The sequence below is a fragment of the Segatella salivae DSM 15606 genome, from assembly GCF_000185845.1.
Classification (GTDB): domain Bacteria; phylum Bacteroidota; class Bacteroidia; order Bacteroidales; family Bacteroidaceae; genus Prevotella; species Prevotella salivae.
In genome coordinates this window covers 1,667,763-1,694,687 of the sequence record NZ_GL629647.1, presented here as the reverse complement: position 1 = coordinate 1,694,687, position 26,925 = coordinate 1,667,763, and the positions used below count along the sequence as shown (strand labels likewise).

Genomic DNA, 26,925 nt, shown 5'->3' with positions numbered 1-26,925 from the left:
TAAGGCTTAGAGATTACGACTTGGGTGCATAGTAATGAAATACAACCTGTTATTATTGATTGCTTTGATTCTCGTGGTCTTGCCTGCTAAAGGCCACGTGATTGACGGGGAAGGAGCGCCTTCCTCGTCAACAAATCAAAGGCTATCGGCCAACCATTCGCTTCGAGCGCCCCTCTATTGGAGCGTATATGAGCACTGCTGGTTAAAGGAAAAGGCGGGTGAACAGCATATAGACATCACGCAAGCGCAATGGGATTCTATTATAAACTGGGTTGCAACAAACCTCAAACCCTATGGTTATGAGATGATATGTACCGATGGTTTTATCCCTATGTTGGCTGAAAACGGCGCGCCATATATGACGCGTTACGGCAGCATTACACTCAAAGAGCTCATCAAGAAGTGTAAGGCTAAGGGGCTGAAAGTGGGTGTTTATGACAATCCTCTATGGATTCATGGCGACGATTCGGTTCATGTCAGAGGCACAAAAGATGTTACTATTGGCGATCTTCGTTATCGTTCGAGCGACAAGGTGCTTCATAAAGACACAACAGATCGCTGGTTTTCGTGGGTCGTTGCTACGCGTCCGGGAGCCAAAGCCTATATAGATGGCTTCTTCAAACACTATCATGACCTTGGTGTTGACTTCATTCGGATGGATTTTCTGAGTTGGTATGAAGATGGTTTTGACCGAAATATGGGGCGCGTTGGCCGTGGATATGGTCGTGATTCCTATCAGTTGGCGTTGCAATATATCTGTGAAGCAGCCCGTAAATACGGTGTTTTCACGTCGTTGGTGATGCCACATCTCTATGAAAAAGCTATGCTTGAAGCACGCTATGGCAATATGATTAGGGTGGTAGCCGACACAGGTGATGGTGGCTGGAAGCACTTTTCAGCAGCTCATCGCGGTCAGTTCTTTCCCACATGGCCCAATTATGACAACATGTTTGATGGCTTTATCTATTGGTCTTCGCTATCAGGCAGGGACAAAATCATCTTAGATGGTGATTTCACTCGGCTCAATACGTTTGCCAATGCCAATGAAATGGAGAGCGTAATCTCGTTACAATTGCTCGCCGGTGGCCCCATTGCAGTGGCTGATCGCCCTTCGTCGATAGGCAATCGCGTGTCATTTTATCAGAATAAAGAACTGCTTCGACTCAACAAAGAGCGTTTTGTTGGCAAACCTTTATCTGTTGATCACCACGATGTTCGCAGTCAGATTTGGGCAGGAAAGCTTACAGATGGCAGTTGGATTATAGGCTTTTTCAATCGCGAAGACACGCCCCAAGTAAGACAAATAGACTTTCGTCAGCTCGGCTTAAAAGGCAAATGGCACATCAGAGACATGTGGAAACACACTGACGAACGACCCGATGAGGCCTATCAAGTAACGCTTGCGCCACATGCATGCAAGGTGATTCATCTGACGAAAGCAATGAAAAGTCGTTGACATCTCAATAGAAAATAATATAGTTATCACTCAATAGCAGAGATAGCCATAGGTTTGTTATGGCATCTTCTGCCTACGATAAAGGATAAAAGATTGTTCATTTTCAATGTAAAGCCAGTGTTGTGCTTTGCAAAAGAGAGTTGAACTTACTGAAATTTAATTAGGAAACAGTAATCAAAAGATATGAAACGAATCAAGAACAGCATTGCTCTTGGAGCAATCCTCCTCATGCTTTCACCGAACGTAAAGGCACAAACGGTGAAGTCACCCGATGGGAATGTCGTCCTCACTTTTGCCTTAAAAGAGGGTGGTGTGCCTACGTATACGTTAGATTATAAGCATAAACCCGTTATAAAGCAATCGGAATTAGGACTCGAACTCAAGCGCGATAAGCACGCAAGTAAGGGGATGAACGAAACCGATCTATTGGCAGGATTCAACGAAACCAGTCATAAGGTGTCGACATTTGACGAAACTTGGAAGCCCGTTTGGGGCGAAACAGCCACGATTCGCAATCATTATAACGAATTAGAAGTAGATCTTAACCAGCCAAGTAGCAAGAGAAACATCGTGATTCGATTCCGTGTATACAATGATGGCATGGGATTGCGCTATGAATTTCCACAGCAAAACGAGCTAAACTATTTCATTGTGAAGCGTGAACACACGCAGTTTGCCATGGCAGGAGACCATACTGCCTACTGGATTCCTGGAGATTATGACACACAGGAATACGAAACACAAATCAGTAAGCTATCGGAGATTCGCCAACGGATGAAGGCTGCTATCACCGATAACTCCTCTCAGACTCAATTTTCGCCTACAGGCGTGCAGACTTCTCTACAGATGAAGACGGCCGATGAACTCTATATCAATCTTCATGAGGCTGCTTTGGTGAACTATCCTGCCATGCATCTTGACCTCGATGATAAGAATATGGTGTTTGAAAGCTGGCTAACGCCCGACGCAGTAGGCAATAAAGCCTATGTGCAAACACCCTTTAATACGCCTTGGCGCACGGTGATTGTCAGCGATGATGCCCGCCAAATGTTGGCAAGTAATCTTATTTTGAATCTCAACGAGCCTTGTAAGTTGACCGATACCAGCTGGATTCACCCAACAAAATATTGTGGAGTTTGGTGGGAAATGATAGCAGGTGGCAAGCCATGGAGTTACACTTTTGACCTCCCTTCGGTGCATATTGGTGAGACAGATTACACGAAAGTGAAGCCTAATGGACTTCATCCGGCGAACACAGCCAACGTGAAACGTTACATCGATTTTGCCGCAAAGAACGGACTTCAGCAAGTACTTGTCGAAGGATGGAACATCGGTTGGGAAGACTGGTTTGGCCATTGGAAGGAAGATGTGTTTGATTTTGTGACGCCATATCCTGACTTTGATATCAAATATCTTAATGAATATGCACATGAAAAAGGTGTAAAACTCATGATGCATCATGAGACCTCAGCCAGCACAGCAAACTATGAACGTCGCATGGAGAAAGCCTATGAGCTCATGAATAAGTATGGTTATGACGCCGTTAAAAGCGGATATGTAGGCGATATCATTCCACGGGGCGAATATCATTATAGCCAAAGCATGATTAACCACTATCTTCATTGCGTTAAAGAGGCTGCAAAACATCACATCATGGTCAATGCTCACGAGGCGGTTCGACCCACAGGACTTTGCCGTACCTATCCAAACCTTGTTGGAAATGAAAGTGCCCGTGGTACGGAATATGAGGCGTTTGGCGGTAGTGAGCCTTATCACACGGTGATATTACCCTTTACTCGTTTGCAGGGGGGACCCATGGACTACACTCCCGGCATATTAGAGACGAAGTTAAACAAGTGGTGTAACAACCAAAGTTACGTGCATACAACGCTTGTTGGGCAACTCGCGCTCTACCTAACGATGTATAGTCCGCTCCAGATGGCAGCCGACTTGCCTGAGAATTACGAGAAGTATGACGATGCGTTCCAGTTTATTCGTGACGTAGCTTGTGACTGGGATGACTCTAAATACCTTGAAGCTGAGCCGGCACAATATATTACTGTGGCCCGAAAAGCAAAGGGAACGAACAACTGGTTCATTGGAGGTAAGTGCGATCAGAACGGACATCAGAGTACGATTAAACTCGACTTCTTGGATAAAGGCCGTAAGTATGCATGTACAATCTATGCAGATGCGCCCAATGCTGACTATGAAAAGAACCCTGCAGCCTATCGTATCACAAAGAAGATTGTGAAGCGTGGCGACACGTTGAAACTCACAATGGCTCGCGGTGGAGGCTTTGCTGTTAGTTTGATAGCAGATAAATAGGACTTTTGTAAATTTGAGTGAATCATGAAGAAGCGGGGATCAGGTGTATCATCTGAGTCCCTGCTTCTCGCGTTTATGGACTTGTTGTCTAAGGGGTTGATTCACAAGAGGTTGTAATCTCTGTGATTTTATGGAATGATTTGATTCATTTCACTCGATGAAATGGGGCGTTTTGTGGCGCGAAATGCGTGTGTTTGCAATAGGGATAAAGGCAGATGGGGTTGCAACCTGTCTGGCGCAAGGAAATGGGTTGTGTTAGGTTGGGTTGTGTTTGGCTGCTATTGTTGGGAAAAGGTCTGTTGTTTTGCGGAAAGTTTTGTTGTGTTGTTCATTCTTTTTAGAGGTTGATTTGCTCTTAATGGGTATATAACAAAAATGCCCTCGCATTTGGTTTTCACCATTTGCAAGGGCACTACTTTAAATAATACTTATGTAATAATTCGTTAGAAACTATTCAGCGGTATTGTTGTCTTCCTCATTTTCATGATGCTCGAAACGGCGACCACGATGATTTTCGCGGTTATCTCCGTCGCGACGAGGGCGGCGTTCGCCACGATCTGGACGTGGACGGCGTTCGCGTTCAACATAGCCTTCGGGCTTTTCAAGCAGTACTCGGCGAGAGAGTTTATACTTACCGGTCTTTGGATCAATTTCCATGAGTTTCACTTTCACCTTGTCTCCTTCTTTGATTCCAGCCTCTTCAACGGTTTCAAGACGCTTCCAGTCAATCTCAGAGATATGGAGTAAGCCATCCTTTCCAGGCAGAATCTCTACGAAACAGCCATAAGGCATGATGCTACGGACAACACCTTCGTAGACTTCGCCTACCTCAGGAACAGCCACAATGGCTTTAATCTTGCCCATCGCAGCGTCAATGCTCTCCTTGTTGGGGGCTGAAACAGTGACATGTCCCTTACCATCAGCTTCGTCGATAGTAATGGTTGCGCCAGTCTCTTCCTGCATTTGCTGGATGATTTTGCCACCAGGACCAATGATTGCACCAATGAATTCCTTAGGAATATCAAAGGCTTCGATGCGTGGAACCTGTGGTTTGAGCTCTGCGCGAGGCTCAGATATCGTCTCAAGCATGCAGTTGAGGATGTGCTCACGGCCTGCTTTTGCCTGCATTAATGCCTGTTCAAGGATTTCGAAAGATAGTCCGTCACACTTGATATCCATTTGAGTTGCGGTCAAACCATCACGTGTTCCGGTCGTCTTGAAGTCCATATCACCTAAGTGATCTTCGTCACCAAGGATGTCACTTAGTATGGCATACTTGTCTTCTCCGGGGTTCTTGATGAGGCCCATTGCTATACCACTGACTGGCTTCTTCATGGGAACACCGGCATCCATGAGTGCTAATGTGCCGGCACAAACGGTTGCCATTGACGAAGAACCATTCGATTCGAGAATCTGACTGACTAAACGTACAGTGTAAGGATAGTCTTCTGGAATCTGACCTTTAAGGCCTCGCCATGCCAAATGACCATGACCTATCTCGCGACGGCCTACACCACGTTGTGCTTTTGCTTCGCCGGTAGAGAATGGAGGGAAGTTATAATGCAACAAGAAACGTTGGTAACTCTTTTCCATTACGTCATCAACCATCTTCTCATCAAGCTTTGTTCCCAGTGTACATGTGGACAAAGACATCGTCTCACCACGCTGGAATATGGCGCTACCATGAGGCATTGGGAGAGGTGAAACCTCACACCAGATAGGACGGATATCGGTAGTTTTGCGGCCATCAAGACGCTGTCCTTCGTCTAAGATGCAACGACGCATGGCGTCACGCATAACATCTTCGTAGTAACGGGTAGCCTCTGCGTGCTTCTCTTCAAGGTCTTCTTCAGACAAATCGCTATGAGCGGCATCGTATTTCTCAAGGAAATCGGCCAAGATCTTATCGAAAGCATCGTGACGAGCGTGCTTTTCAAGCGCCTGCTTATTTACATCATAGACAGGCTGATAAAGCTCGTTCTTGATTTGTTCGCGTAGTTCCTCGTCGTTAATCTCGTGATCATATTCACGTTTTACATTGGTTCCGAGCTCTTTTGAGAGTTCTTCCTGAAGCTCACACATAGGCTTTATTGCCTCGGAAGCAGCTTTGAGAGCATCGATAAGGTCTTGTTCTGAGACTTCTTTCATCTCACCTTCGACCATCATAATATTGTCTTTGGTTGCAGCAACCATTAAATCCATGTCTGCATCTGCCATCTGTTGGAATGTTGGATCAATGACAAATTCGCCATTAATGCGTGCAACGCGGACCTCAGAAATAGCATATTCGAATGGAATATCTGAACAAGCCATGGCTGCAGAGGCTGCAAAACCGGCCAAAGCATCAGGCTGGTCAACACCATCGGCTGATAAAAGCATCACTTGTACATACACTTCAGCGTGATAATTGGAAGGGAAGAGTGGACGAAGTGCACGATCCACGAGGCGAGATGTTAGGATTTCATTGTCACTCGCCTTGCCTTCGCGCTTGGTAAAACCACCAGGGAATCGACCAGCAGCACTGTACTGTTCACGATAATCAACCTGCAAAGGCATGAAATCTGTACCCGGAACTGCATCCTTTGCTGCACAAACAGTTGCCAATAGCACTGTGTTGCCCATGCGAAGTACCGCAGCTCCATCAGCTTGTTTTGCAACTTTTCCGGTCTCAATTGTGATGGTTCTTCCATCAGGCAATTGAACTGATTTTGTAATAACGTTCATCTAAAATTTAATAACTTATTGTTTTGTCAAACATCTATATTCTTTGCAAAGTTACCTATTATATATTAAACAAAAGAAAACGAATGTAAGTTTTCAGCATTTTTAAATATAAAATAAGACAGCAGCCCTCTCTTTGAGGGGCGACTGCCGTCTTTCATCAAGCTAATTTGAAAGAAATGTTTGTGAAAACTCATTTCGTTTATCATGTTTGCAGCAATCAATCATTGCAGAAAGTCATGCAAAGAATGAGCCTTACTCACATTAGCCTGAAATCAATTTACCTATTTAAAAGCTCTACCTATTGAGAAATCGAATAACTCTCTCCTTTTTTCTGTTTGCAAAGGTATAGCTTTTTATTGTATCGTTCAAGAGGAATTTTCCTATTTCTAAAGGGGGATTTCCCTATCTATGTCATAAAATTTAAGTGGTATGTGAGGTTTATTTTAGGCTTATATCGTTGGAAATCAATGGTATATACTATTCCCTTATTGTGTTGTTTGCAGGGAGAAATTTCCCGAATAGAATGATATTTCTTCGCGTTTTTTATGCAATAAAAGCATGAAAATGTGTATCTTTGCCAAAGATATGTTGCAATCGATTTTCTATATTGCCATTGGAGGTGCCTTGGGATCAGTCTCTCGATGGCTTCTTCCAAAGCTTTTGCAGGGCACTTTCCTTGCCGTTTTCCCGATGGGTACAATGACTGTAAACCTCTTGGGCTGTTTGCTTATCGGATTTTTCTATGGCCTTGCCGACCGAGGTACAGGCATGTCAGAGAGTTGGAAACTCTTTCTTACGGTGGGATTCTGTGGCGGTTTCACCACCTTTTCTACGTTTTGCAACGAAACTTTGACTCTTCTTCGCACCCAACAGCTATGGCAAGCCGCCACATATTCTGGCGGAAGCGTCGTCCTTGGCATTGTAGCTGTTTATATAGGGATGTCACTTTCCCGCGTGATATAAAAAACTTCACGTTTTATTACCTTTTTATCTATTTACTGTTTTACTTTTCTAAATTTTGTGTACTTTTGCATATAGAACTTGAAAAAACAACAATCATGAAGATAAAAAGCCTTTTCTCTGTTGCAGTATTGGCACTTGTGACATTGAGTTTTGCATCTTGCAACAACAAGAAATTCCATGTAAATGGTGAGATTTCGAACGCTAAAGACTCCACACTTTACTTTGAAAACATGAGTCTTAATGGCCCTGTAGTCGTTGATTCGGTAAAACTTGGAGAGGATGGAGCCTTTTCTTTCAGCGAGAAAGCACCCGAAGCACCCGACTTTTATCGTCTGCGCATCGCCGGACAAATCATCAATGTGAGCATCGACTCTACGGAAACAGTCACTATTAAGGCTGCTTATCCACGCATGTCTTCAAGATATGAGGTCACAGGTAGTGAGAATTGTAGTCAGATTAAGACGCTCGCGCTCATGCAACAAGGCTTGCAACACCAGATCAATGACATCATTTCAAGTCCTACTCTCGGTGTAGATTCAGTGGAAAGTAACATCAATCTATTGCTCGAAAGCTATAAAAACAGGGTGAAATATGACTTCATTTATAAGGCTCCAATGAAGGCTTTTGCCTACTTTGCACTATTCCAAACCGTCGTAATTGGTAATCAAGAGACCTTGATTTTCAACCCTCGTAATAACAAGGAAGATAACAAAGTGTATGCTGCTGTGGCGACAAGTTGGGACACGTATTACCCCAAAGCAGAACGCGGATTGAATCTACATAACATCGCAATACAAGGTATGAAGGATGTGCGTATTATCCAAGCGGAGCAACAAAAGGCTCAAATTGATGCCAGCAAAGTTAAAGAAAGCGGCATCATCGACATTGCATTGCCTGATAATAAAGGTCATGTGCGCCGATTGTCTGACCTTGCCGGTAAGGTGGTGATGCTCGATTTCCATGTCTTTGCCAATGAAAACAGTTTGAAACGCATCATGATGTTGCGCGAACTTTATAACAAATATCATGCCCAGGGCTTTGAAATCTATCAGGTTTCTATAGATCCCGATGAGCACTTCTGGAAGACTCAAACGGCTGCTTTGCCTTGGATTAGTGTGCATGATGACGCAGGTGTCAACTCGCCCACACTCTCTCAGTATAATGTTCAGCAAATCCCCACCTACTTCCTTATTGGAAAAGACAACAGCGTTAGAATGAGAGATGTGCAGGTTAAGGATATCGATGCATCCATTAAGAGCTTGCTTTAAGCGATGTTTCTGAACATTTCAAAAGCATAAATAAGGGATAGCACAAACGCTATCCATTCCTACGGCCTTTCAATGCAACTGCTATTGAAAGGCCGTAGGGTTTTAATAGGTTTTCAATTTGTGTGATTTTATCGTATGTTTTGCGTCAGATGATGCCCTCTTTCCATTCATTTCATACGACCATCTGACGCATTTTGTTTCCTCACTTTATGGGAACAATAAAAAAGGAGGAAAGCCGTGATAACTTCCTCCCTGTTTCGTCTCTTACTAAGGTCTTTCACCTGATGTTATTCATAGGGTTCGATGGGTTCAACACTCCATAGCATTGTCCACACCTTTGCATCTTTAATCATCTGCTTTCCGTTAGCCAAGTTGAAGAAATCCTGGTAAATCCAGTCGGGACAATAGCTGAAAAGATTGAGTGCAAGCGGTTCAATCTCGTCGTCGGGAATCGGCTTTTGTGGAAGGAAATCTATCAACTGGTAGTCTATGAAGGCAGGAATCACCTTATGATGTTCGTAGAGATATTTCGCAACAGCCATGTTTTGTGTGGCTGAAATGGCGGGACTCACGATGTCTATTGGGCACCATGCCAGCAACTGCCAAGGCTCTTTAACGGGTACTTCGCAAAGAAGCAGCCGGCCTTCAAACGTGTCATCAATGAGGAAAGTGGTGGAAAGTTCGACCTCAGTTGGCTCTCCCATCAACTCCTTTAGCCAGTCTTTACCCAGGTCTTTATTTACATTTATGCACTCGTTTAGCCACTGATCGAAGAGCACTTTGGCATCGGGTAGGGGATAGTTCATCATCTCATTACGATATGTTCTGACGCGTTCGATGTCGCCATTTGCAGCCTTCATCTGTGTCAGCATAGCCTCAAGGTTTTCTTGTCTCACATAGATGAGCAGTGGCCAGAAGCCCTCTTTGCGTCCTCGTTCAAGGCATTGCACATAGGTTTTCATTATCTCTTCACCGGCTGTTTTGGCTGAGAGTATGGTATAAGGGCAGTCTATGAATGTCGTAAAGTCATTGAGCATGGTCTCGCTGTGGGCTGTAACGTCTCTATAGTCTGCCGTCTTTTGCATGTTATGTTTTACGAGAATAAGGAGTCGTATATACTTATACAGGCGGTAATAGAAGACTGCTACGATGCTCACTGCAAAGATAACTCTGTAGTTTTTGATGATACACACGATAAGAAAGGCCGTTGCCAACAGGGCAAGGGCAATCCAACCCCACAGCTCTTTGAATATAAAACGGCGCACACCAGGCCAGTCTAATTGTTCAAGGAGCGTTGCTAAGTCGCTTTTGGCCTGCTCTTCTTTCTCTTTCTTACGTGGATAAAACAGGGCAACGAACATCAGAACAAACCCAGAGATGGCCAAAAACACGTAGAGCGTAGACTGATTCATCATCCTAATTTGACTTGTTTGCTCTAATCATGCAGTAGATTCCGAGAAGTACAAAGGGAATACTGAGTAGCTGTCCCATGTTGAAGAGCATGCCCGACTCAAAGTTAACTTGAATGTCTTTGGTGTATTCGATGAAGAAACGGAAGGCGAATATCAGCGTGATGCACAGGCCAAAATAAAATCCTTTGCCTACGGGGTGCTTGCCTTTCTTATAGAAATACCAGCCCACAAAGAAGAAAACGGCGTATGCATTGGCTTCATAGAGCTGGCCAGGATGGCGTGGATACTTATCAACTTTCTCGAAAATGAAAGCCCAAGGCACATCAGTCACCTTGCCAATAATCTCACTATTCATTAGGTTTCCCAATCGAATGAAGCAGGCAGTAATAGGAGTTGCGATGGCAATATCATCCAAAACCTGCCACATTTTGACTTTATATTTGCGACAATATAGCCACAAACTAAACATCAATCCGAGTGTACCGCCGTGACTTGCCAAGCCTTCATAGCCCACGAAATGCCACGAACCATCGGGCAAATTCTTAAACGGCACAATCATTTCTATAAAGTGTGTGCCTGAAGAAAGAAAGTAATCGGGTTGATAAAAGAGGCAATGTCCTAAGCGAGCACCTATCAATATGCCAAGGAAGCAATAGAGAAAGAGGGGATCAAAGACGTTAACCTCCTGTTTCTTTCCGTCAATAACGACTGTCTTTACAGCGATGTTTTGATGGAAAAACAACCAACGTACCATGAAATAAGCACCAACAAGTCCAATCAGCCAGCACATTGAATACCAGCGTATGCCCCAGTTTCCTATCTGAAAAAGATAGACATCGGGATTCCAAATGATGTAGTTTAGCATAAGATGTCACCTATTTCTCAGGCTCTCCACATAGGAAGGGCGAGAGTGTTTGCGGTATTTTATTTAACGATTTGTATTCTGTCAGCTTCAAGATGCTGTTGAATCGCGATCACACATTAAACCTAAAGTGCATAATATCGCCATCCTGCACAACATAGTCTTTACCTTCTATGCCGAGCTTTCCAGCCTCTCTAACGGCTGATTCAGAGCCATACTTGATGTAATCTTCGTATTTTATGACCTCAGCACGAATGAAACCTTTCTCAAAATCGGTATGAATGACGCCCGCACATTGGGGTGCTTTCCAACCTTTATGATAGGTCCAAGCCTTCACTTCCATTTCACCTGCGGTGATAAATGTTTCAAGATTCAGCAGTGCATAAGCCTTTTTAATCAGTCGATTGACTCCACTTTGCTCCAAACCAAGTTCTTCGAGGAACATTTTCTTATCTTCATAGGTCTCCAAAGAGGCTATATCTTCTTCTGTCTTGGCTGCAATTATCATGGCTTCTGCACCTTCTTGCGCTGCCATTTCCTCTACTCGGCGCGAATATTCGTTGCCCGTTTTAGCACTGGCTTCGTCTACATTGCAGACATAGAGCACCGGTTTGGTGGTCAACAAGAATAAATCGTGGGCAGCTTGTAGCTCATCTTTGCTCTCAAAAGTCACCTCGCGGGCATTCTTTCCCTGTTCAAGCACAGCCTTATATGCCTCTAACACCGTGCACATTAGCTTTGCATCTTTGTTTCCTGCGGCTGCCGCCTTCTGCTGTTTACTAAGTTGTGCATCGATGGTTTCAAGGTCTTTGAGTTGCAATTCGGTATCAATGATGCTCTTATCTTCCAATGGATCAACGGCCATTCCGCCTTCACGCACGATGTTATCATCGTCAAAACAGCGGATGACATGAATGATAGCATCACACTCTCTGATGTTTCCGAGGAACTTATTCCCAAGTCCTTCGCCCTTCGAAGCACCCTTAACAAGTCCTGCTATGTCTACAATCTCACAGGTAGCTGGTACAATTCGTCCCGGATGTACTATCTCTGCAAGCTTATTTAGCCGTTCATCGGGAACGATAATCACCCCTAAATTCGGTTCAATTGTACAAAAAGGGAAGTTCGCCGACTGCGCCTTTGCACTCGACAAACAATTGAATAGTGTAGACTTTCCTACGTTTGGAAGACCTACAATTCCACATTTCAAAGCCATGTTTTAATCTTTTATTTCTGCATCGGAATTGTAATCCGACGCTCATTTGTTTCTGATTGCAAAAATACACAAAAAGTTTTAAGAGTAAAAACGAATGGAAAACTTTTAAGAATAAAAGGAGAAAATCGCGAATAAAAGCTGAAAGAAGAATATGGAGTGCGTGAGCGAATGATTGAAAATGAAACGTTTTTAGTCACGAAGCCTTACAGAAGGTTGTGGAATCACCTGTGAGTGGTTATCGAAACACTTATGAAATGTGCTCGAAATCCATTCCATCTGCTAACTCCTTTTATTCAACCGCTCTTATTTTTTCATCGAAATCACGGGCTCCACCCTTTGCAGTGAAGAGTTTAATCAATAGGCGTTGGCGCAAGTTTGTAGCGTTTTGTGGACTTATTCCCAATAAGGTTGAAAGTTCACTTGGGATGAATCTCAGCCTAATGAGCATGCAAATGTGGCGCTCTTTGTCGTTGAGATTGTGTGTAATAAGCAAGTTAAACAGGTGTGGATCGTGGCTTGCCATGAGCTGATTGAGGGCTTGCCAGAGGCTGTCTGTCGCCATTTCACCTCGCGCTGCCTGTCGATGTAGGGTGAAAACGCAGTCACTTGTGACCATTGCGGGATTCAAATTCCATTGCTCAGGCTGCTGTTTGTCTTCCTGATAAGCCGCAATGCGTTGTTCAAGGTGTTTGATTTCTGCACGCGTTTGCTGATATTGCTCAAGGTCGTTCAAGTAGCGTGCGTTGATACTGCTTAGGTGTTGGCGGAGTCTTTTGAGTTTACGTTTATAATAATGGTAGCCAAAAAACGCTGAGATTATCAACACTATCAGGGCCACCAACAAGAAGTTGATGCGCTCATAAGCTTTCTTTTGCAGGATGGCTTGTTCGAAATCAGTTTGCAACTGGGCTATTTCGTCAGTATTCAATCGTGGTGCATAGCGTGTTGTTTGTTGGTATAGTTGTAACAGAAAGACATTTTTGGGGTCGAGTTTCAATAGAGAGTCGAGTGCCGCAAGTTGCGTTTCATAGTCATTACTGTTAGCCGCCTGATACCAATAATCCTTTGCAATAGAGGACTTTCCTTTGGCTTGCCACAGATTTCCAATGAGCATTGCCGCGTTATTCGTGTCATCAATGGCATAGGCTGCAATGAGAAGCTGGCGTGCTTTCTTGCTGTTGTGGTTGTCAAGATAGCATTTTGCCAAGTTCGTTAGTATCTCGGCATAGAGATGTTGTTCTCGTTTGTCCACCTCGTTTAAGGCTTGTTGCAGGCATTGCATAGCCTTTTTATTCTTCCGAAGTCGTTTATATGCGCGACCTTCCAATAGATAACATTCGGCAACGAGGGCTTTGTTTCCCTTTACATGCTGTGCGTTGGCCGTGGCTTTCATGAATTGTTGCAAGGCGCGCTCATAGCAACCATTGTCAAGATTGATGCGCCCCAAGTTCTGGTTGACCAAACATTGCTGATAATTGTCATTGCTTTCAGTAGCTTGTTCGGCTGCAATGGCGTTGCTCAATGCCTCTTTATATGCCCCTTGTTTATATTGATTTAGGCTTTTACAAAGCAAGGCCCGCGCATAGAACTCAGGTTCGTTTTGTTGTTGAAAGTATTGAATCAGCGTATCAATACGTTGGTTTGTTCCGAAGGAAAGTGGCTTTTTCAGGAATGTTTCACAATAGAGCAGGCTGTAATAGGCCTTATCTTCTATGGTCAAACATAAAGAATTACTTTCGTTGAGCAGGTTGAATGCTGAGTCGGGAGCAATTCTTTGCAGACTGTCTATCTGCAAAAGGTGATTGTTGCGGGGCTGCTTCACCTGGCATCCCGCAACAAAGAAGATGAATATTAAACCAAAAAGGCAGTGCCTTTGCATCCTTTTACTAGAGCTTAAACATTACAGGTAGGTTGAATCGCACGCGTACTGGCTTGCCATTCTGCTTGCCGGGAGTCCATTTTGGCATGCTTTTTACCACACGAACAGCCTCTTTATTTAATAAGGGATGCACAGAAAGGACAGGTTTTACATCACTAATGCTGCCATCTTTCTCAACGATGAATCTCACCGTTACGCGTCCTTGAATGCCTTCTTTCACTGCTTGTTCGGGATATTTAATGTTTTTCATGAGGTATTGCAGCATTGCTATTTGGCCTCCCGGAAATTGAGGCATCACTTCAACTACGTCAAACACCATATCGTTCTTTTTCGTTTGAGCCGTTGAAGTCATAAAACTGAAGAGCAGCACAAGCATCATCAGTGCCACCTTCAAACTCACATTCTTTCTTGTTTTCATTTTTGTTTCAAATTAAAGGGTTTGTAATATTAACGTTTGTCATGACGATACAAAAGTAGAAAAACCTTTTTTGATTATCAAATAAAACGTTACACAGGTTTACACAAAGCTTTAATTTTATCCATAAATGGCGCAAACCTCGTATTTCATTGACGTTCACGGCATTATAATTTGGGTCGAATGGTGCTGTTTTTTGAATGGAATTGCGTGATCATTTGACCGATTTCTCCGTGTGAAATGCCTTTCTTTGAAAAAGGATATCCATGAATATGCGAAAACATCTCAATCATACTCCATCAAAAAGCGGACTATCATTGCAGTTGGTTTGCAACAATAGTCCGCTCTCTTTTTATGGTTTTATCGTGTGAGAAGGCTTATTGTTCAAGCACTTTGAACTCAGCTCCGGTGGCAAAGTCTTGGCCGTTGTGTTCACTAAGCGCCATAAATCTGACGAAACGAGCCTTGACGGGCTTGCTAAGGAGAATGGATTTCTCCTTTCGGTTGTGCTCAAATGCACCCTCTGCAACAGGCTTACTCCAGGTCTTTCCATCGTTGCTGACAAGGATTCGATAGCCCTTGATGTTGCCATTGTCGCTATCTTGTCTTGGCAGATAGGTGAAACCCTTGATGGTTTTTGTCTCTCCACAGTCAAAGTCAACCCAATGCGGATAGTTAGCTACCGTGACCGAGTACATCGTATGCCAGTAAGTGTCGGGATCTCCGTCTGTAAGAAGGGTGGCATCTCCCTCACCATTCTCCTGACTTGAAGCGAAAACAACTGAAAGAGGAATGCTCTCTATGCGTGAGAATGTTTGAGAAGCTTTCATCCAGTCATTGTTTTTGGTCCATGCAGTGATAGTTCCTCCATTGCGGAACTTTATCTTTCCGGTATATTTTACAGGCTTTTTCGCCGTATTTGTGGTATAGAAGATGTCCGCGTTTGGTGCATTTGCATCAATGGTAACATATCCTTCGGCATCCCGCATAATGGTAAGTGGAGTCACTCCAGCGGCACTTACGTTGGCCTGTTGGGTGAGTTCCTGAGGCGCTTTCGTGTTTACGGGGCGGATGATATAGCCAAACGTGTGAGGCGTTGCCATCACTCGGTCTTGCATTAGCGGGCCACCTTGTCCGCAACTGTTACCTCCCAATCCCGTGATAGCCATGTCAAGATGCAGATAAGTGTGTTCACTCTTGGGCAATTCGTAGGGGTGATTGGCCATCGCAAGGGCGTTGTCAGACCATGGAAGGGCTGAAAAACTCATTCGGTCTTTGGCTATGAACAGCGCACCGGCACCGCTGTCATCGGTCAATGAAAGCCAGCGTGTGTCCTGATGATTGCCTGTATCCTGTGGTTTTGGGAATGGAACAAATTCATTTTCAACCTGATTTTGCTGATAGATACCCATCATCTGTCCAGTCTTTCGGTCGGGATAATTGTCTATTGGGCCACGTCCGTAGTAGGTGAGTGCGTGGAGTTGTTTCGGAATACGCAGCGTATAACCGAGTTTTGCAAGTGTCAGCGTCGGCTTATTGCTGGTTATCGAACTCTCACTTTCGATGCTTCCGTCAGGGAAAATGGTGTAAACCACCTGACTATTGAAGTGGAAATCGTCTTTGCCGAAAGGCTTATCGTTAAAGGTTATCAGCTTTTTCCAGTTGGCATTGCCGCCTTCAAGGCGATAACCACATGGAGCTTGCGAGGTGATGTTAAAGACAATTGAGATTGATCCGTTAGGATTGGTGTGCGTAGTATAGGCATTGCATTTGTGCAGAAGATTGTTTAGACCATTTGCATACCATGCATCATAAGCCCAATTATCATTGTTAACCCATGCGCGGAAAGCGTTTAGTTCAGGTCCGCAGCCATCAGCGATGATGGTTTTCCCACCATATTGCAGGTTGTAAAGCGTGCCTTTGGCTAAATCAAACGTAGAGATGAAGCGGTCGCCCGACACGGTGAGTCGGTTGTTGGCTATTGATGTGCGCAGTTTTCCGCTTGCCGTGAGCACGGGACGTGATGCTGCTGGCTGCACCGGCAGTTGCTCTTCAGCCTGTATGAAGCCAGCCTTTGCCCAGGGTTTATCGTGTTTCAGTCGATAGGTTACATGCAAAAGATACTCTTTGTTAGGGTCAAGGTTGGTGTTGAGGCCTTCAATCTGTAGTGTCTTATGCGTGCGTGGTGCAACCGTTCCAAGCGCAATGGTGCCCTGTTTCACGTTTAGGCCGTCGGCAGTAAGGGTATAAGCCATCTCATAATCGCTGAGATTGTCTGCATAATAGTTCTTGTTGAAGACGTCCAACGTGGCAGTTTTTGCATCCTTCCAAGTTGTTTCGATATACTGATACACTTTCTTTACCTCGTAATATTGGGGTTTCGGCGTCTCATCTCCAAAGATAATACCATTCATAACAAATTGTCCGTCGTTGGGAGTATCCCCAAAATCGCCGCCATAAGCAGCGTAACGCTTGCCTTCTTTGGTATAGTTGTACATGCTTTGGTCTATCCAATCCCAGATGGCTCCACCCATAAAGTAGTTTGAAGACTCAATAGCTTTCCAATAATCAACAAGGTTTCCAACAGCATTTCCCATGGAATGAGCGTATTCAGAGATGTGGAAAGGGTATTTGATATTCATCTTTCCTTTCACTGCTTCGTTTGTCCATGCGATGCTGGGATATTGATTTGAGCCCATGTCTACAATGTCGTTGTTGCGTTCATACTGCACAGGGCGCGACGCATCGAAGGCTTTCAGCGAGTCGTATGCCACAACAAAGTTCTTGCCCGGACCTGCTTCATTACCTAAACTCCAAATCACAATGCTGGGCTGGTTAACTAACTGGTGGGCCATTGTCATCACTCGGTCGACGTGAGCAGGCTCAAACTCGGGAACATGTGAAAGCGATGCCTTGCCATAGAAATATTCATGACTCTCTATGTTGGCTTCACTCTCAAGATAGATGCCATATTTGTTGCAGAGATAATAAAAGTAAGGATCGTTAGGATAGTGGGAAGTTCGGATGTGGTTGATGTTGGCTTGCTTCATGAGCATAATCTCATGTTCCATCTGTTCACGCGAAATCACCTTACCAGTCAAAGGATTTGTGTCGTGACGATTAACGCCTTTGAGCTTCAAAGCCTTACCATTGATGTAGTAATATCTGCCTGCCAAGCCGAATTCGTCTTGCTGAGCAGGAGTATCTTTGATTTCAACTGTGCGGAAACCTGTTTGGAAACTGATGGTCTCCACCACCTTTTTGCCTTGCATCAATTCACCCACCAACACATAAACATTAGGTTCTTCGGCTGTCCATGGCGCCACATGGCTGACCGTAATGGTTTGGCGTAGCTCACTGTTAGCATTGCCATTGCAGGCGGTTTGAGCATTTTTGTCATTGAAAGTGGCCACCAACTCGTTGTCATCACTAAACACCTTGTTTTTATAAAGACTCCAACGGATAGATAAGTCCTTCGCCTTTTTGGTTGTAAGGTTTTGTAGTGTGGTGCTGAGTGCAATGGTTCCTTGTCCATTGTCGTAGGTAGGAATGGCCCTTACATCGGCAATATGCACCTTCGGAGTAGCCGTAATGTTTACGTTTCTGAATATACCGGGCAGGCGAAACATGTCTTGTGCCTCAAGGAAACTACCGTCTGAAGAGCGATAAACCTCAACAGATACGTCGTTTTTGCCTGCATGTATATACTTGGTTACATCGAAACGTGCCGTGTTTCGAGAGTTCTTAGAGAATCCAACATATTGACCATTCACCCAAAGATAGAAGAATGAGTCTACACCGTCAAAGCTTAGGAACACCTCTTTGCCTTTCCAGTCGGCAGGAATATCAAAGTTTCGCTTGAAAGATCCTACCTCATTGCGGTATTCATAGGTAGTATAGTTCTTTGGAGGAACACGCATCACACCTTTCTTCCAGTCACCTGGTTCGATGTTATATTTGAAAATAACCCACTGGTTGACGTAGATGGGCACACCATATTTCAATGTTCCATCCTTTTGAATGCCTGCCATGTTCCAGCTTACAGGCACTTGAAGCAGGTCCCATTTACTGTCGTCATATCCTTTTTCAAAGAAGTTCTTGGGGCGTTCATCGGGATTCTTTGCGAAGTGGAAACGCCATTCGCCGTCAAGCGAGATATAGTCTTTGGCGTATTCGGGCAATACCTTTCTTGCATCATCCACCGAAGAAAATGATGAAAACAAGGCTCGAGCCGGAAGTTTATTGTATCCTAACAACTCGGGTGCCTGCCATTCGTTGCCTGTGGGAGCTGTTGCCTGGCCATAATGATAGCCACGTGTGGGCGTCTGGTCAGCCATGCTGGGAACCGCCATCAAGCTTGTTAGCAACAATGCAATTACTTTTTGTGTATACATAATGGGTAAAAGGTTAGTGAATGATATTCTTTTTGGCCTTAGTATAGAAAGGCTTCTTTTGATATTCTATCTTGTTTTAGGGATGCAACATAGGCAGACTGCGTGCAGGTTTACAACTCTTCATTTGCGAAATGAGGCGTTTGGCACTGTAAAATGAAGGCTTTTAGTCCCTCAAATGGCTGCTTTTGTGCTTCAAAACGTGGGCTTTCTGTCATCAAACAAGGGATGCACGTGAAATGCATCCCCTTTTGAGACATTATGGCTTGTTATTGTTCCTGTTGCGAATTACTCGGGACATCTCACTCCATCGACAAATGAAGGAACGCCATTGTCACCCCAACTGAAATAATAAGCATTGTAACCATTTCCTGTAAGGTCTGTTACAACCCAGTAGTTGCCCTGTTGCTGTGCCTCATTGAAGCGCCAATAAGCCACAAGGTCTTTTGAAGTTGGGTCGACCCAGCAAACATTATTCTTCAATTCTGCAGCTGTTCTGGCTGTTGCCCACACGCGAGCTTCGCACACCCAGCCTTCCATAAGGCGGTCGTCGGCAGCAGATTGCCCTATATAGAAGAGGTCATCTTGACCATAAGCGTTTGCTAAACTGATGGTATGTCGGCTGTCTGTGGTCTCACCTTGAAGCTCACCATTGATATAGATGTATTTCTTTCCTGTTTCACCATTATATACACATGCTAAATGTACCCATTTATCATTTGGCAAAACATCTCTTGAGCTCATGGCATTAGGGTCACCTAATTGCAGTCTCCAACCTGTTTTTGCACTTCCTGCAGTACGTAAGCAGAGGTTTTCTTCAAGTCCCATGACCGAATAACACCACTTAGTGCTGGATGAATTCATTTGTCTGAATCTGACACGTGCTTCAAACGTTACGCTCTTCATAGCGTGAGTATCAAACTTTCCGCTGTTATTACTGAAGTCCGCATAATAGTAACGCCATCCTCCTTCAAGGTTAGCTGCCTTGGTAATGATAACCTGATTGACGACCAAATAAATAGTACGTGAAGCCTCAATCACGGGCATGCTCGTTCCTGTTACACGGTCGATGCTCACTGGAAGAACGTAGGTTGTACCGAATTTCATCGCATCTCGGTCGATGATGCTCAGCTTTAGACCCATTTCAGTCACGTGACTTCCCGATGCAATATGCAGGGTAGTGTTTTCTAATTTATAAGCAGCCTGGGGCAGAAGTTCATAGTTTTTGTTATGTGTTTTATTGAAAGACTCAACCAACTGAGGTTCAACTTTCATGTCAATCGTAACATCACTATGTGTAGGTTCGCTGGCAGCAACGTTTACAGCGATAGCCGATGGAACATCATCAACGGTGAGTGTGGCTGTGACCTCTTTGCCTTGAGTGCCTACAATGTATAGTCCATCGTAGCTTTCAATACCCTCTTTGCATGCACTTATGAGCAATAAGGTCATAAGAATGGGTATAAGTCTAATAATATGTTTCATAATTTTAATTCTTTTCTGTTAGTATCTATTCGGTTGTTACAATGTCAACGATGGTTTTGCATTATTTGAATGGCTTGGCGAGTGAACTTATAGTTAGGCCAATTGTAGTAATCATTCTCCATGTGGTATGTGCCACAGCCACCTTTTCGAGTAGCTTTCTTACCATTATATATAGGTAGGAATTCAGCCATACCCCTGAGAGATGGTACATAGGTGCCATCTTCTAATCGATGTCTGACGCCACCTGTTGCCGCATTTGGACCTTCAAAAGTCTCTGCAAAGATGTATTGTTCGGGCTTCCACCCACGAGATGCGGCACGATTGAAACGGCTTTGTAGGTTGGATGCACTTGAACTGTTGTAAGCTTGAACGACACCATAGTTGAAATATTCAGCCAATTCAGGTTTTACATCGTAAGGAACACCGTCGATGATGAGTAGATATTGCGTTCCACTTTTGGGGCCAATGAACTCTCCTAACTTCTTAACGAAGATCTCCATGTTGTCTCGATAGTCTGGATAAACATAGGAAGGGCCAACCAACGGACCCGTAAATGGGCCACCTGCAGGGTCTTGATAGCCTGGTTCATAGTCTAAATCGATGCCTTGATAGCCATAAGCCTTCATGGTATCTACCAAAGAGACGGCGTAACGCTCAATGCCTTCGCGGGTGACTTGGTCTTTGTTCTCACCGCCCATAAAGGCTTTTGGTATTTTATGGGCAAAGATTGTGAAGGTTACGCGCGTACCTTTCACTTTCTGCACATATTCAAGATCTTCTCTGTCGTAAGTGCCACTCCAAATAGAAATGATGTCAACACTGTCGGGAACACTTCGGAGAGAGCCACGCATATTGGCTGACTTTGTGTTCCAACCACCAAACCATCCAAAAAAGACTTCGTGGTCGTTGCGTTGTTTGTAAGCGCGAAGGTCAGCATAATATTGTTCACTTTTAGCCTCGGGTTTTACGATTTCCAAAGGTTCTACCTCTGTATTACATGAGGCAAGTGATATTGTTGCCACTGTAAAGGCTACAAATGATTTTATTATATTCTTTGTATACATGTTGTACAATGTGTGATTTGAGAATGAATAAAAATATGAGTTGGACGAGATTAATGCTTATCCCACCAGAGCTTTGTGCCTCCAGTATCTTCTCCTTCAAGTAGTTTGATGGCTTTTTCTACCTCACCCATGTTGCCAGAATACTCGCTTGCAGGGAAGGGAACGCGTCGCACTTGTTCAGTGGTACTAACTTTCCCGTTGCTGAGATTATTCACAATAGGATAAATTTTGGGGTATCCTGTTCTGCGGAATTCACTCCATGCCTCTTGTCCTAATGGGTATATAGCAATCCATTTCTGGGTGATGATGCGCTCAAGCTTTTTCTCTAATGTTGCATTGTCATCCCATGCAGGAGTAATATCCGAGGGCGCTTCAGCCGAAGGACTTCCATCTAATCCTTGATAAGCAGCGGGAGTATTTGTACTTGCAAGATAGTTGTCGGCCTCTGCAGATAGTCCATATTGAGCAAATGAAGAGCGGATGCCTTTTTCATACAATGTTTTTGCATCGCCACCCATGTTCCAACCCAACAGCGCGCCTTCTGCTCTGAGTAGCCAAATCTCTGCTGCGGTCATCCAAACATAAGGTGTACCACGCGTGATGGTAGGCATTGAGAGATAGGGGTCACCTTGGAATTTGTTACCATTGCGTAATCCATTGCGCAGTCCACGATAGTAACCATCTTCTGTAGTCTTAAAGAATTTTGGCAGACGAGGGTCTTCAAAGCCATTGAGATAGGCGTCCATAGAAGCTCCCATGCGGTCTTCGTTGTAGCCTTCTGGGCTATAAAGATTGTAGAAAGGATTAAAATAAGTAAACGACAGCGCATTGTTTGTCTGCATCTGTGCATTATCTTGATAATCTTCAAGCACGCCATAAGGATTATTTACAGCTTCCTCGGCTAAGGTTTTTGCATCATTATAGACTGCATGACAGCGCATTGCTAAGCGAAGTTTGAGTGAATTGGCAAAGCGTATCCATTTCTTCAGGTCGCTACCATAAATGAGATCGAACTTTGCTAAGGGCTTTTGTCCTTCATTTTGAGTATCGAAGCGTGTTAGAATAGCAATGGCATGATTGAGTTCTTGGAAGAAGCGTTTGTAGACGGTTTCTTGGGAATCATAAGGTACAGGATTCTGAAGACCAAAACGAGTATAAGGTATTGGACCATAAATATCCGTTGTTTTGTGCATTGCTTCAACTTTAACCACTTCGCTGACAGCAAAGAGCACGCTGGCAGAATCTGTTTTATGACGAAGGTTTTCCCAGGTACTCATAAACTTGGTAAAGGCCACTGAGAACGGACGGTCTTTCCAAGCGTCGGGGAAAGCATAGGTGGTTCCATTATAACCGCCTTCCCAATTCTGGGTGCCAGCATAATATCCTGCATACATATTGCCTACAAGATCTTCGCAAAGCTGGAAGTCGTTCTGGTCTTCTGGGGCTACATGACGTTGCAACGAGGTTAGGTAAGTACCCCAAAGGTTGTCTTTGTTTAATTCTTTTGGAGCAATTTTGTCTGGGTCGTCATTCAGATTAGAATCTAAACAACTATTCATTGTTATGCAGAATACTGAGGATGTCAGTAATGTTATAATTATCTTTTTCATTATAGTATGGTTCTTGTTTTGGCAATTAGAAGTTCACTTTTACACTGAAGCCAATATTTCGCTGGCTGGGTGGCATGAAATAGTCAAAGCCCTGATAGTAAGTGCCGGTATTGGCAGTTAGTTCTGGGTCGAAAGGAGCTTTGTTATAGAGCATCAGTAGATTGTGTGCAGTAAGTGAGAGGTTTACTTTTAGCTTGTTTGTAAACCATTTCTCGGGAAGATCATACGAAAGTGACATCTCGCGTAGTCGTACATTGGTTGCACTATAAGCATAATGTGCAAGCAGACCTGTACGTCCTCCTGCCACAACGGCATAGTATTGTTCTGCATTTACCTTGCCATTGTTTACGTTGACTCCTCCTGCATCGCGTGCGTCTGCAGTCTGTTTAGAAACTCCAAACTGGTCCATGAGTGCCTGTGTTGCTGAAACAACAACGCCACCTACACGTGCATCAATCATAAATCCGAACTCTATTCCTTTCCAAGCAAAGCTGTTGCGAAGGGATAAATTATAGCGGGGAGCTGCAGAACCCACCTTGATAAAGTCGTTATCATCCTTTTGCACATTGCCATCAACAAGGATATTGCCTTGATAGTCTTGTTTTAAGTGTGTGGCATAAATGTCAGACATGGTACCTCCTTTGCGTAATATCATCTTATAGGATTCAGCAGAAGACACCTCAAACTCTGTTGGTGCTTTTACCGTAGTGTTTGTTGTGCGGTCGGTTACAAACTCTGGTAATAGCTCCTTAATCTTGTTACGGTTTAATGAGTAGATGAGGTTTGCGGTCCAATCAACAGGCCCTATCTTTTGGTTATAAGATGCACTGAGCTCAATACCCCAGTTATTCACCTTACCAGCATTCTCAAATGCGTATTCATATCCAGAGCTTGGAGGAAGTTTATAGCGGAACAACTGGTTATAAGTGTTGCTATTATAGTAGGTCGCTGCAATGTTTAATTTGTTTTCAAACAAGCGAAGATCCATACCTAATTCAAATGCTTTGGTCATTTCTGGTTTCAAATGATCGGCTGGTGTGTGTGCTTCGCTTACGGGATTACCATTAGATAGTGCAATGGCTTCACGTGTAAGATAAGGTGAAGGAGGATTACCTACCTGCGCATAACTGCCACGTAGTTTCCACAGAGAAACAATCTTCTTTGGGAGTGGCAATACTTCGGAGAGAAGAATAGATGCACCTACAGAAGGATAGAACACATAATCTTTGCTTGTGCCTAACAAAGTAGAGAAGTAGTCGATACGACCTGTTGCATCAGCAAATAGGAAATTGCGATAACCCACTTCTACCTTGCCATAGAACGATTGGGTTTGTGTGTGTAGATTCGAATAAACAGTACTGCTCTCTGATGGTGTCATGTTAGAGGGATGGAAGAAATTGGGCACACGTGTAAGGTTTCCTTCAAACACATGGCTCTTATATTTCTCATCAAAATAGCTTCCACCAATGTTCGCTAAGAGTCTAACGTCTTCATTCAACTGCTTGTCTATGTTGACTAAGAAATCCAAATAGGTAGATGTATTCTTGTCTTCTTGCGTCATCCAGTTACCCGGTGGATTGGCAAATAGCCCATCTGTAGAGGCGTATAGCTTGCGTTCAAAATCTGTATAAGCATTATCCATGCGCGCTCTGCCTAAAATGTTCATCCATGATGTAATCTTCCACTTTGCAGAGAAACTGCCAATATAACGCTCTCGCTTTGTATCGAAGTTGTTACGATTGACAATCCAGAAGGGGTTTTGTATGCCAAGGCCTAAGTTTCCGTATGGCCAGTTCTGTGTCTTGAACTTACGTGTGGCATTATACATTTCATAAACGGCATAACGTTGAATGTCATCACTGGGTGGAAATAGGTATATTGGAACCAAAGGATTATAATACATACCTTGACCTATACCGTTTTTGGTGTTCTGTCTTACATAAAGTAGGCTAAAATCAAACTGTAATTTGTCTTTTATAACATCCCATGAATTGCGGAAAGTGAAGTTATAGCGGTTGTATTTATTTTTGGGAATGATGCCGCCTGCATTCACAGAACCTATAGATATGTGGGTTTGATTGGTTTCACTACCTGTTGATAGTGCCACAGAATTCATGACATTGTAACCTGTATTGAAGAAATCGAGCGGATTATAGCTTGAGGGATGCTCCAACTTCTCACCCCAACTGGCAAACTCTCCTTCTTTACGACCATAAGTGTTTTGGAATTTTGGAGTCACAAATGGGCTTGAGAAGGTTGTGTTGTTAGAGAAAGATACGCGTGGTTTGCCTACAGTTCCTTTCTTGGTTGTAATCAGGATTACTCCGTTTGCACCGCGGTTACCATATAGTGCGGCTGCTGAGGCACCGGTAAGTACAGACATGTTTTCGATGTCATCAGGGTTTATGTTGGAAATTCCATCGCCATCGGCAACTTCAACTGACTCATAAAAGTTGTCGCTTTGCTTTGTACGTAGGCCTTGCATGGGTATTCCGTCCAATACATATAACGCATTGTTTTCACCAAAAAGTGATTTTGTTCCACGCATTACGACACGAGATGATCCACCAACTCCTGAAGCATTCTGATTAATCGTAACGCCTGCAACCTTTCCTGCAAGTACATTGATGAAGTTAGCGTCTTTGATTTTCGTTACTTCGCTGCCTTTAAGGTCTTGTACATTATAGGTAAGGGCCTTGGATTCACGCTTTATACCCAAAGCGGTTACAACGACTTCGCTAAGTTGTTTCTTGTCTTCTTCCAATACTATCGTTAAAGGAGTCGCCGAATTAATCTTTACTGATTTTGTAACATACCCCACATAAGATACGTCGATGGTTGCATTTTCGGGCGCTTGAATGGTGAATTTGCCATCAATGTCGGTGATTGTACCGCCCTGTGCGTTCTTAATTCTTATGCTCACGCCAATAAGTGGGTCGCCATGAGCATCTGTTACAGTACCAGTAATGGTTTTGCGCGTTGCTTGTTGCAATGCCATTGAATGAAGGTTAGTTGAACTTTTGGCCGTTGGCCCCCACGCAATAGACGTGAAAGTTAAACAAGCCACTAATGCTGCCCTGTTTATTTGTGGCAGCAGTGCATAATTTTTTCTCTGCATTTTCCTGTTAGGTTAGTTGTTGTTGATAGAACAAAGGTTTTAGTCAGGTTGGTATTTGACATAAAGTTTTATTCTGTGTGCAAAGATAATTAATATTTTCCGTAAAACCATACAAAGCAGACGGGAAAAATCATTGTATTTGGATTTGAGACCTTTTATGGCGAGTAAAAAAATTGTTTTCTTCAAAGTCTAAAGTAAAATAGGGCATATGATCGTTGTTTATGGGTGTGTTTACGCTGTAATTTCAATGCTTTTGTTGACTGAAATAAATGATTTCTCGGTGTGCGTAATGAGGTGGAGAAAGATGAGGTAAAGTCCGTCATTTTGTTCTTGTCTTCACCTTATATATATTATAGGTGTATTCTTTAATGGCATAACCCTGATTCTATAGCGTAAAGTCATTTTCAAACTTTGTGAATTTTCCTTAATTCTTGCTCGGTTTTCACTCCAATTTTCTCCCATTTCTCAGCGAGTGTTCAATGGTTTAGATAAATTAACAAATGGAATTACTGATAATCAAGGAGTTAAGTTCCCTAAGAACTAAGAACGAGAACTAAGAACAAGAACGACGAAAAGAAAGAAAGAAAAGGTCGCCGCCGTCGTCGTTTTATTGTCGAGGATTATTTTATGGGTTTTTCTTTGCCTGATATTGCAGTGTGCTTTGTGTGGAGTTGTCGTCTGAAGTCATGCATTTGGTCATGCTTTTTGCCTTGTTTTGTCAAACAACGCGAAAA

At 43.6% G+C, this 26,925-nt stretch carries 15 protein-coding genes; 4 read left to right on the top strand and 11 right to left on the bottom strand.

All coding sequences use genetic code 11. From position 1 onward, the window contains the following. Window positions 1–34 precede the first annotated feature (34 nt). A complete protein-coding gene (locus HMPREF9420_RS06885; protein ID WP_007134810.1) occupies window positions 35–1,456 on the top strand; it encodes an alpha-galactosidase in 1,422 nt (473 codons plus the stop codon). A gap of 183 nt (window positions 1,457–1,639) precedes the next feature. Then, on the top strand, window positions 1,640–3,784 hold the full coding sequence (locus HMPREF9420_RS06880; protein WP_007134809.1) for a glycoside hydrolase family 97 protein: 2,145 nt from the start codon (window positions 1,640–1,642) through the stop codon (window positions 3,782–3,784). Between the two features lie 450 nt (window positions 3,785–4,234). Here the strand turns inward: HMPREF9420_RS06880 and pnp are convergent, their stop codons facing one another. Continuing rightward, window positions 4,235–6,508 (bottom strand): polyribonucleotide nucleotidyltransferase, encoded by a 2,274-nt coding sequence (pnp, locus tag HMPREF9420_RS06875; protein WP_007134807.1) that lies wholly within the window; start codon window positions 6,506–6,508, stop codon window positions 4,235–4,237. A gap of 558 nt (window positions 6,509–7,066) precedes the next feature. Here pnp and crcB point away from each other — a divergent pair. Further along, complete coding sequence (gene crcB, locus HMPREF9420_RS06870) at window positions 7,067–7,471, top strand: fluoride efflux transporter CrcB (protein WP_007134805.1); 405 nt, start codon at window positions 7,067–7,069, stop codon at window positions 7,469–7,471. A gap of 95 nt (window positions 7,472–7,566) precedes the next feature. Then, the gene (locus HMPREF9420_RS06865; protein ID WP_007134804.1) at window positions 7,567–8,739 is read left to right on the top strand and encodes a TlpA disulfide reductase family protein; all 1,173 of its coding nucleotides are present in this window, start codon (window positions 7,567–7,569) and stop codon (window positions 8,737–8,739) included. A gap of 287 nt (window positions 8,740–9,026) precedes the next feature. Here HMPREF9420_RS06865 and HMPREF9420_RS06860 read toward each other — a convergent pair whose 3' ends face one another. The 10 genes from HMPREF9420_RS06860 to HMPREF9420_RS06815 form a co-directional block, all read right to left on the bottom strand. Further along, window positions 9,027–10,154, bottom strand: coding sequence for a DUF4253 domain-containing protein (locus tag HMPREF9420_RS06860; RefSeq protein ID WP_007134803.1), 1,128 nt, complete (start codon window positions 10,152–10,154; stop codon window positions 9,027–9,029). Window position 10,155: 1 nt separating this feature from the next. Next, window positions 10,156–11,016 (bottom strand): prolipoprotein diacylglyceryl transferase, encoded by an 861-nt coding sequence (lgt, locus tag HMPREF9420_RS06855; protein ID WP_007134802.1) that lies wholly within the window; start codon window positions 11,014–11,016, stop codon window positions 10,156–10,158. Between the two features lie 109 nt (window positions 11,017–11,125). After that, window positions 11,126–12,229, bottom strand: coding sequence for a redox-regulated ATPase YchF (gene ychF, locus HMPREF9420_RS06850; protein ID WP_007134801.1), 1,104 nt, complete (start codon window positions 12,227–12,229; stop codon window positions 11,126–11,128). A 289-nt stretch (window positions 12,230–12,518) separates the two neighbouring features. Continuing rightward, window positions 12,519–14,024 carry a hypothetical protein gene (locus tag HMPREF9420_RS06845; protein ID WP_248628084.1) on the bottom strand — a complete coding sequence of 502 codons (1,506 nt, stop codon included), beginning with the start codon at window positions 14,022–14,024 and terminating at the stop codon, window positions 12,519–12,521. 91 nt (window positions 14,025–14,115) lie between these two features. Continuing rightward, a complete protein-coding gene (locus HMPREF9420_RS06840; RefSeq protein WP_007134799.1) occupies window positions 14,116–14,526 on the bottom strand; it encodes an energy transducer TonB in 411 nt (136 codons plus the stop codon). 374 nt (window positions 14,527–14,900) lie between these two features. Then, on the bottom strand, window positions 14,901–18,917 hold the full coding sequence (locus tag HMPREF9420_RS06835) for a glycoside hydrolase family 2 TIM barrel-domain containing protein (protein WP_044078820.1): 4,017 nt from the start codon (window positions 18,915–18,917) through the stop codon (window positions 14,901–14,903). Between the two features lie 285 nt (window positions 18,918–19,202). Further along, complete coding sequence (locus HMPREF9420_RS06830; protein WP_007134796.1) at window positions 19,203–20,399, bottom strand: DUF1735 and LamG domain-containing protein; 1,197 nt, start codon at window positions 20,397–20,399, stop codon at window positions 19,203–19,205. A 44-nt stretch (window positions 20,400–20,443) separates the two neighbouring features. Further along, window positions 20,444–21,463 carry a glycoside hydrolase family 18 gene (locus tag HMPREF9420_RS06825; RefSeq protein ID WP_007134795.1) on the bottom strand — a complete coding sequence of 340 codons (1,020 nt, stop codon included), beginning with the start codon at window positions 21,461–21,463 and terminating at the stop codon, window positions 20,444–20,446. Window positions 21,464–21,513: 50 nt separating this feature from the next. Beyond that, window positions 21,514–23,073, bottom strand: coding sequence for a RagB/SusD family nutrient uptake outer membrane protein (locus tag HMPREF9420_RS06820; protein ID WP_007134794.1), 1,560 nt, complete (start codon window positions 23,071–23,073; stop codon window positions 21,514–21,516). A gap of 25 nt (window positions 23,074–23,098) precedes the next feature. After that, a complete protein-coding gene (locus tag HMPREF9420_RS06815; RefSeq protein WP_007134793.1) occupies window positions 23,099–26,191 on the bottom strand; it encodes a SusC/RagA family TonB-linked outer membrane protein in 3,093 nt (1,030 codons plus the stop codon). Window positions 26,192–26,925: the final 734 nt, after the last annotated feature.

What these genes read in the sequence shown, in the direction of transcription:
- HMPREF9420_RS06885 (WP_007134810.1), top strand. Translation starts at nt 35, where the DNA reads ATGAAATACAACCTGTTATTATTGATTGCTTTGATTCTCGTGGTCTTG.
- HMPREF9420_RS06880 (WP_007134809.1), top strand. Translation starts at nt 1,640, where the DNA reads ATGAAACGAATCAAGAACAGCATTGCTCTTGGAGCAATCCTCCTCATG.
- pnp (WP_007134807.1), bottom strand. Translation starts at nt 6,508, where the DNA reads ATGAACGTTATTACAAAATCAGTTCAATTGCCTGATGGAAGAACCATC.
- crcB (WP_007134805.1), top strand. Translation starts at nt 7,067, where the DNA reads ATGAAAATGTGTATCTTTGCCAAAGATATGTTGCAATCGATTTTCTAT.
- HMPREF9420_RS06865 (WP_007134804.1), top strand. Translation starts at nt 7,567, where the DNA reads ATGAAGATAAAAAGCCTTTTCTCTGTTGCAGTATTGGCACTTGTGACA.
- HMPREF9420_RS06860 (WP_007134803.1), bottom strand. Translation starts at nt 10,154, where the DNA reads ATGATGAATCAGTCTACGCTCTACGTGTTTTTGGCCATCTCTGGGTTT.
- lgt (WP_007134802.1), bottom strand. Translation starts at nt 11,016, where the DNA reads ATGCTAAACTACATCATTTGGAATCCCGATGTCTATCTTTTTCAGATA.
- ychF (WP_007134801.1), bottom strand. Translation starts at nt 12,229, where the DNA reads ATGGCTTTGAAATGTGGAATTGTAGGTCTTCCAAACGTAGGAAAGTCT.
- HMPREF9420_RS06840 (WP_007134799.1), bottom strand. Translation starts at nt 14,526, where the DNA reads ATGAAAACAAGAAAGAATGTGAGTTTGAAGGTGGCACTGATGATGCTT.
- HMPREF9420_RS06835 (WP_044078820.1), bottom strand. Translation starts at nt 18,917, where the DNA reads ATGTATACACAAAAAGTAATTGCATTGTTGCTAACAAGCTTGATGGCG.
- HMPREF9420_RS06830 (WP_007134796.1), bottom strand. Translation starts at nt 20,399, where the DNA reads ATGAAACATATTATTAGACTTATACCCATTCTTATGACCTTATTGCTC.
- HMPREF9420_RS06825 (WP_007134795.1), bottom strand. Translation starts at nt 21,463, where the DNA reads ATGTATACAAAGAATATAATAAAATCATTTGTAGCCTTTACAGTGGCA.
- HMPREF9420_RS06820 (WP_007134794.1), bottom strand. Translation starts at nt 23,073, where the DNA reads ATGAAAAAGATAATTATAACATTACTGACATCCTCAGTATTCTGCATA.
- HMPREF9420_RS06815 (WP_007134793.1), bottom strand. Translation starts at nt 26,191, where the DNA reads ATGCAGAGAAAAAATTATGCACTGCTGCCACAAATAAACAGGGCAGCA.